7 protein-coding genes are annotated in these 6,426 nt (G+C 62.5%); 2 read left to right on the plus strand and 5 right to left on the minus strand.

The features are described from left to right. Positions 1-25: 25 nt before the first annotated feature. Positions 26-1,366: an MATE family efflux transporter gene (locus ACTNBK_RS13660; protein ID WP_441146903.1), complete on the minus strand. Its 1,341-nt coding sequence runs from the start codon at positions 1,364-1,366 to the stop codon at positions 26-28. A 151-nt stretch (positions 1,367-1,517) separates the two neighbouring features. Continuing rightward, entirely contained in the window at positions 1,518-1,994 is a 477-nt protein-coding gene (locus tag ACTNBK_RS13665; RefSeq protein WP_441146905.1) for a DUF6530 family protein, read from the minus strand. Between the two features lie 139 nt (positions 1,995-2,133). On the opposite strand from ACTNBK_RS13665, the gene spoVAC reads away from it, so the two are divergent. Then, positions 2,134-2,571, plus strand: a complete 438-nt coding sequence (spoVAC, locus tag ACTNBK_RS13670) for a stage V sporulation protein AC (protein WP_441146907.1) — start codon at positions 2,134-2,136, stop codon at positions 2,569-2,571. 209 nt (positions 2,572-2,780) lie between these two features. Here spoVAC and ACTNBK_RS13675 read toward each other — a convergent pair whose 3' ends face one another. Continuing rightward, on the minus strand, positions 2,781-3,677 hold the full coding sequence (locus ACTNBK_RS13675) for an NAD(P)/FAD-dependent oxidoreductase (protein WP_441146909.1): 897 nt from the start codon (positions 3,675-3,677) through the stop codon (positions 2,781-2,783). A 60-nt stretch (positions 3,678-3,737) separates the two neighbouring features. Continuing rightward, the gene (locus tag ACTNBK_RS13680; RefSeq protein WP_441146911.1) at positions 3,738-4,769 is read right to left on the minus strand and encodes a YeiH family protein; all 1,032 of its coding nucleotides are present in this window, start codon (positions 4,767-4,769) and stop codon (positions 3,738-3,740) included. A 119-nt stretch (positions 4,770-4,888) separates the two neighbouring features. Here ACTNBK_RS13680 and ACTNBK_RS13685 point away from each other — a divergent pair, with 119 nt between their 5' ends. Beyond that, positions 4,889-5,749 carry a LysR family transcriptional regulator gene (locus ACTNBK_RS13685; protein WP_441146913.1) on the plus strand — a complete coding sequence of 287 codons (861 nt, stop codon included), beginning with the start codon at positions 4,889-4,891 and terminating at the stop codon, positions 5,747-5,749. Positions 5,750-5,871: 122 nt separating this feature from the next. On the opposite strand, the gene ACTNBK_RS13690 is transcribed toward ACTNBK_RS13685, so the two are convergent. Further along, positions 5,872-6,114 (minus strand): hypothetical protein, encoded by a 243-nt coding sequence (locus ACTNBK_RS13690; protein WP_441146915.1) that lies wholly within the window; start codon positions 6,112-6,114, stop codon positions 5,872-5,874. Between the last annotated feature and the right edge of the window lie 312 nt (positions 6,115-6,426).

Raw genomic sequence — 6,426 nt, forward strand, 5'->3', positions numbered from 1 at the left:
TTTCCCTATAACGCAAAGCGCACCCTCAGTTGAGGGTGCGCTTTTTTGTCCCCTGCCGGGTGTCCCTCAGCATGAGGGCGGCCACCGGCAGCGCCACCACCAGTTCGGTGATGGGCATGGCCAGCCACAGGGCGTCCGCCCCCAGCAGGGCGGGGAGGGTCAGGATGAGGAGGCCGCTGATGAGGGCCCCCCGGGCCACCGACACCGCCATGGCAGGCAGTGGGCGCAGCAGGGACTGAAAATAATAGGTGGAAAAAATATTGAAGGGCAGCAGCAGGAAGGAGAGGCCATAGCAGCGGATGATGGCGGGGGCGATGGCCAGCACCTGGGGCGTGGGCGACATGAAGATGTAGACGAAAACCAGGGGTGCCCCCAGGGCCGCCGCCGTCCAGAAGAGGCTGAAGGCGGCGGTGGCCAGCAGGGAGCAGCGGAGGGTGGCCCGGATGCGATCCCACCGCCCCGCCCCGAAGTTGGTGGAGAGGATGGGCTGGGCGGCCTGTCCCACGCTGTAAGCACAGCACTGGACGAAGGTGCTGATGTTTACCAGGATACCATACACCGACAGCGCGTCGGCCCCGGCATAGGTCATGATCTGCCGGTTGAAGAGGATGGTGAGGATGCCCATGGCGGCATCCACGAAACAGGCTGCGAAGCCGGCGGTGCCGATCCTCCCCAGCCGAACCGCCAGCCGGGTGGGACGCACCAGACGCAGGGTGTTCCTGGGGGAGAAAAAGTGACTGAGGAGGACACAGAAGGTGATGAGGGCCCCCAGTACCGTGGCCAGTCCGGCCCCGAAGATGCCGAAATCCAGACCAAACACGAAAAAGTAGTCCCCAAAAATGTTGAAGATGCCGCCGGCCAGGACGGCTCCGGTGGCCAGACCCGGGGTGCCGTCGTTGCGGAGGAAGCAGGAGAGCATCTGGTTGAGGAGGAAGAGGGGAACGCCGAACTTCACCGGCAGCAGATACCGCTGGGCCAGGGGCAGCAGGGTGTCCTCGGCGCCGAAAAACCGGAGGAGGGGGGCGTCAAAGAGGGCCACCACCGCCCAGCACAGGGCGGCCAGGACCACGGAGGCCAGGAGGGCGGCGGTGAAATACTGGTCCTCGCCCTCCTTTCCCTGGACACCGCTCCCTCTGGCCGCAGCGAAGAGCACCGAGCCGCCGATGCCGGTGAGGAGGCCCAGGCTGTAAATGAGGTTCCAGACGGGGGCCACCACCGCCAAAGCGGCGGTACCCTCCGGGCCCTGGTACTGCCCCACCATGGCCATGTCCACCATGCCGTAGATGGAGCTGATGAGGGCGCTGCCAAAGGCCGCGGCCAGGTACCGCCCGTACAGCCTCCCCACGTTTTCCCGCAGAAGGTCCATGATCCTCTTCCCCTCCTCGCAAAATAAAAAGCCGGATAAGAAAACAGGCGTCTCAGCCTGTCCTCTTATCCGGCTCATCATTTCTGCCGAATGACTCGCCCTCCGAGTAAGCGTGGGCAGTATAGCACATCCTCTTCCGAAAGTCAACCCATCACAGCTCAGCCACCAGCTCCTTCAAAACCCGGATGCGCTCTCCCAGCAGTTCTCCGTCCCGGGCCAGCGCCTCCTGAAAGAGGGCAATGTCCCCGTCGATGTGGTCGTTGCCGGTACACACCGCCACCGTCATGGCGTCCCCCTGGAGTCCTACCCGGTCAATGACGGGGTTTTCCTTGTTGTACCCGTTGGGGTAGCGGTAGCCCTCCTCCCGGAAGTATCGCATGGCCCGACAGGTGAGGATGGCCAGGTCCAGCACCCGGTGGAGGGGCAGCTCCTCCGACTGCCGGGACCACTTCTCCCCGGTGTGCCGCCACACCTTGGCCGAAATGTCCACCCGGCCCCGGTCGTTCCACTGGGCCAGCCCCAGGGACAGACCCTGGGCATCGCTCTCGTAGGCGGTGCGGCCATCGATGTGGGCGTAGTCCTCCGCCACGATCACCGGCTTGTGCTTCAGGTTGGTTGGGATTTCCATCTCTCGCTCCTCTTCCCGCCCGGCATTTGCCCGGCGTATTACTAATTTACTAAATTACTAACTTAGTAAATAGGATGATAACATGCATGCTTTTCCCTGTCAAGGGGCAAACTGTCCCCAACGGAAGGAGCGAACTACCATGGACATGACCAATCAGGAATATTGCGCCTATGTGGGCCGGATGGCCAAGCCCTCCCCCATGGCCAAGGATCTGGCCTGGGCCTTCTTCGTGGGTGGGCTCATCTGTACGGCGGGGCAGTGGCTGCTGGGCTTCTACCGCCGGGCGGGGCTCTCCCAGGACAGCGCGGGCGCCGCCGTCTCCATGACCCTCATTTTGGCCTCGGCTCTGCTTACCGGACTGGGCCGCTTTGACGATCTGGCCAAGCACGCCGGAGCCGGTACTCTGGTGCCCATCACCGGCTTTGCCAACGCTATGGTCTCCCCCGCCCTGGAGTTCAAAAGTGAAGGGCTCATCACCGGTACCGGCGCCCGGCTCTTCACCGTGGCCGGGCCGGTGCTGGCCTATGGCATCTCGGCCAGCGTGGTCTACGGCCTCATTCTCTGTCTGCTGACATAGCCGTGCCCTCCAAGCGAGAGCGCTCCATGCAGCAGCTCCGGGACGGATATGCCGTGGCCCGGTCCCCCTAGAAAAGCGCGGATTTTTCCGTCGGTTCTTTGGCCGGAAATAGACCAAAACAGCGGCGCAGGTTTTACCTGCGCCGCTGTTTTAGTAGATAGCATGCTCTGCCTAGGCGACTCGGGGCACACTTTTGATTTTTCGCTATATCACAGGGCGGCGTTGATGGCCGCGATGGCGCCGTCGGCCACGGCGGTGGCCACCTGGCGGACCTGCTTCACCCGGATGTCGCCGGCGGCATAGACGCCAGGGATGGCGGTCTCCATCTTCTCGTTGGTGGGGATATATCCGCCCTCCAGGGTCAATTCGGTGTAGAGCTCGGTGTTGGGGGTCACGCCGGCGTACACGAAGATGCCGCAGCCCGGGTCCTCAATGGTCTCGATGCTGCCGTCCTTCTCGCTAGCGATCTCCAGACGCTCCACCTGGTCATTGCCGTAGACCCCGTGGAGCCGGGAACCCAGCCGGAGGGTGATGTTGCCGGCGGCGGCCACCTTCTCCCGGAACTCGGGGATGCAGCCCAGCTGGTCCTCAAAGTGGATGATGGTCAGCTGCTTGGCGAAGTTGGCCAGGTACAGCGCCTCCTTCACCGCGCCGTCGGCGCCGCCCACAACGTAAATATTCTTGCCGGCATAGGATGCTCCGTCCCGGGCGGCGTTCATGCCCATGCCCTTGCCGGCCAGCTCCGCCTCGCCGGGGATGCCCAGCTTGCGGGGGGTGCCGCCGTTGGCCAGGATGACCCGCTTGGCCTCATAGGTGCCCTTATCGGTGCGGACCTGCTTGACCTCGCCGGTCAGGGTCACGCCGGTGACTGTCTCATGGGCGATCTCCACCCCGGCTCCCTGGGCCTGCTCCTCCATGCGCCGGGCGAAGGTGGCGCCGGTCTCCTTGGCCTGGATGGCGGCATAGTGGGTGACGGTGGACACCTTGCCGATGATACCGCCCACCTGGGCCTTCTCCAGCACCAGGGTCTTTTTTCCCCGGCTCACCGCATAGATGCCCGCGCTGATGCCGGCAGGGCCGGCGCCGATGATGATGATGTCGTACATGATGCAATTCCTTCCTTTCACATAACGGATATTACAATCAGTTTTCCCAAATGGACGATTTTACAGCAGACCCATGAGGTGCTGCATGGCCAGGCTGGCGAAGGTGATGCCCGCCCAGCAGCACACCCCCATAAAAATGGGCTTGCCGCCGGTCTTGACCAGCTTGACCAGGTCGGTGTTGAGGCCGATGGCCGCCATGGCCAGGATGATGAAGTACTTGGAGAGGGCCTTGAAGGGCTGGAACAGGGCCGGGTCGGCGCCCGCCACGGTGGAGACCGTGGTGATGATGGAGGCCAGGACGAAGAACAGGATGAAGAAGGGGAAGATCTTCTTCAGGTCAAAGGAGCCGTTGGAGACGCTGCCCCCCCGTTTGACCTGCCAGGTCCGCCAGAAGGCCAGGGCCAGGGTGATGGGGATGATGGCCAGGGTGCGGGTCAGCTTGACGATGGTGGCGTACTCCAGCACCGCGCCGTTGGTGCCGTGGAGGGTGTCCCAGGTGGCGGCGGCCGCCGTCACGGAGGAGGTGTCGTTGATGGCCGTCCCGGCGAAGAGTCCGAAGCCCTCGTTGGTCATCCCCATCATGCCCCCCAGAGTGGGGAAGAAGAGGGCCGCCAGGATGTTGAAGAGGAAGATCACCGAGATGGACTGGGCGATTTCCTCGTCGTCGGCGCCGATGACGGGGGCGGTGGCGGCAATGGCCGAGCCGCCGCAGATGGAAGAGCCCACCCCCACCAGCACGGAGATGTTGTTGGGCATGTGCAAGCCCTTCCGGATCAGGAAGGCAATAACCAGGGAGACGGTGATGGTGGTACAGATGATGGGCAGGGACGTGGCGCCCACCTTGGCGATCTCCGACAGGTTCAGGCCGAAGCCCAGCAGGATGACCGCGTACTGGAGGATCTTTTTGGAGGTGAAGGCGATGCCCGCCTGGAAGCATGCCCGGTCGTGTAGGCCTGTGGAGACCACCATTCCGATCAGGATGGCGAACACCGGTCCCCCCACCACGGGGAAGAGGTGGCCCAGCAGATAGCCCGGGATGGACAGGATGAGGCAGAGCAGCAGGCCCGGCCAGATTCGTTTGACAGCATTCATAGGATTCTCTCTCTTTTCTCAATATTCCGCTCGGTGCTCTTGATTATAGTCCAGATGCACGATAAAATAAAATGAAGAATCCTTATGCTGCTATAAATTTGTGTAATAGGTGATGCCTCATGCTAGACCCCCGTTGGAACACCTTCCTCGTGCTGTGTGAGACCATGAACTACACCCGGGCAGCAGAGCGGCTCTGTCTGACCCAGCCGGCGGTGACCCACCACATCCACTACCTGGAGGACCACTACGGCTGTCGGCTCTTCTCCTACGAGGGGAAGGTGCTGCGGCTCACCGACGCCGGAGTGCGCCTGCGGGAGTACACCCGCTCCCTGGCTTACAACAGCCAAAAAATCGAGGCCGCCATGGCGGCGGCCGCCCCCGTCTCCCTGCGGGTGGGCGCCTCCAAGACCATCGGCGAGTTCGTCATCGCCCCCAAGGTGGAGCGCTTCCTCCGGGACCACCCGGAGGCCTCCTTTTCCCTGATGGTGGACAACACCCAGGTCCTCCTGCGGGCCCTGGAGGCCGGTCGGCTGGACTTTGCGCTGGTGGAAGGCTTCTTCGAGCGCAGCCGCTACGAGACCCGGCTCTGCCGACAGGAGGCCTTCTTTGGTGTCTGCTCTCCCGGGCACCGACTGGCCGGCCGGACCGTGGCTATGGAGGAGCTGGACGGGGAGCGGCTCCTCATCCGGGAAACCGGCTCCGGCACCCGGGCCATCTTCGAGGAGGCCCTGCGCCGCCAGAACCGCACCCTCCGCAGCTTCCCCAGCGTGGCCACCATCAGCGACTTCTCCACCATCAAGTCCCTGGTGGCCGACGGTCTGGGGGTCTCCTTCCTGTACGCGCCGGTGGTGGAGCGGGAGTTGGCCCAGGGCACCCTGGCCCGGTTCGATTTGGCCGAGACCCCCATGAGTGGCTCCTTCTGCTTCGTCTGCCTGAAGGACAACCTCTTCGCCCAGTCCTGGGCGGACTGGATGGAATAGCAGGCCGCCTTCTCCCTTTTCCGGTCGTTGAACGACAGCCTTCACACGGCTATGCGTGCCTACATAAAAAACGTGGCCCGCGGAATCCCGCGGGCATCGTTTTCAGAGCAGCATATACTTTTTCAGGTCCTTCCGCTGCCGGATGTTCGGTTTTTCATAGTGATGGAAATGTATTCCTTGACGGTATTGAGGGCGATGCCCATGTGGTCGGCGGCCTCCTGGTTGGTCCGGCCCCTGGCCGCCAGCAGATGGGCCCGGGCCTCATCCGGTTGCTTCAAACTCATGTAGTCCATCACGGCCGCCAGGTGCAGATAGATGGAAGGGATGGGAAAGGCCTCCGTCTGCATGGCCAGGGCGGTCTCCACAATGCCGATACTCTTTCCATAGTCTCCCTGTAGATGGGTTTGGCGTCAGCCGGGATCGCCCAGACACCGCCGAATTTTTCCGCTCCTTGGACACGTCCCTCCGTACAATACTCTTGGGTGAGCCGCTCGGAGATCTTCCATTTCTAGGCCACTTCGTGTACGGAAATATCTTCCACAGCGTCCTTCCGCCTGCAAATATGTTTATCTAGGGAATCTCTGATTTAATCCGCACTACCATAAAGGCTCCGGATGTGGGATAATAACACTATCAACGCAATGGTGGTGTATGGGGATGAAGAAACAGGAAACATT

The sequence above is a fragment of the Intestinimonas sp. HCP28S3_D6 genome, from assembly GCF_052065695.1.
Classification (GTDB): Bacteria; Bacillota; Clostridia; order Oscillospirales; family Oscillospiraceae; genus Intestinimonas.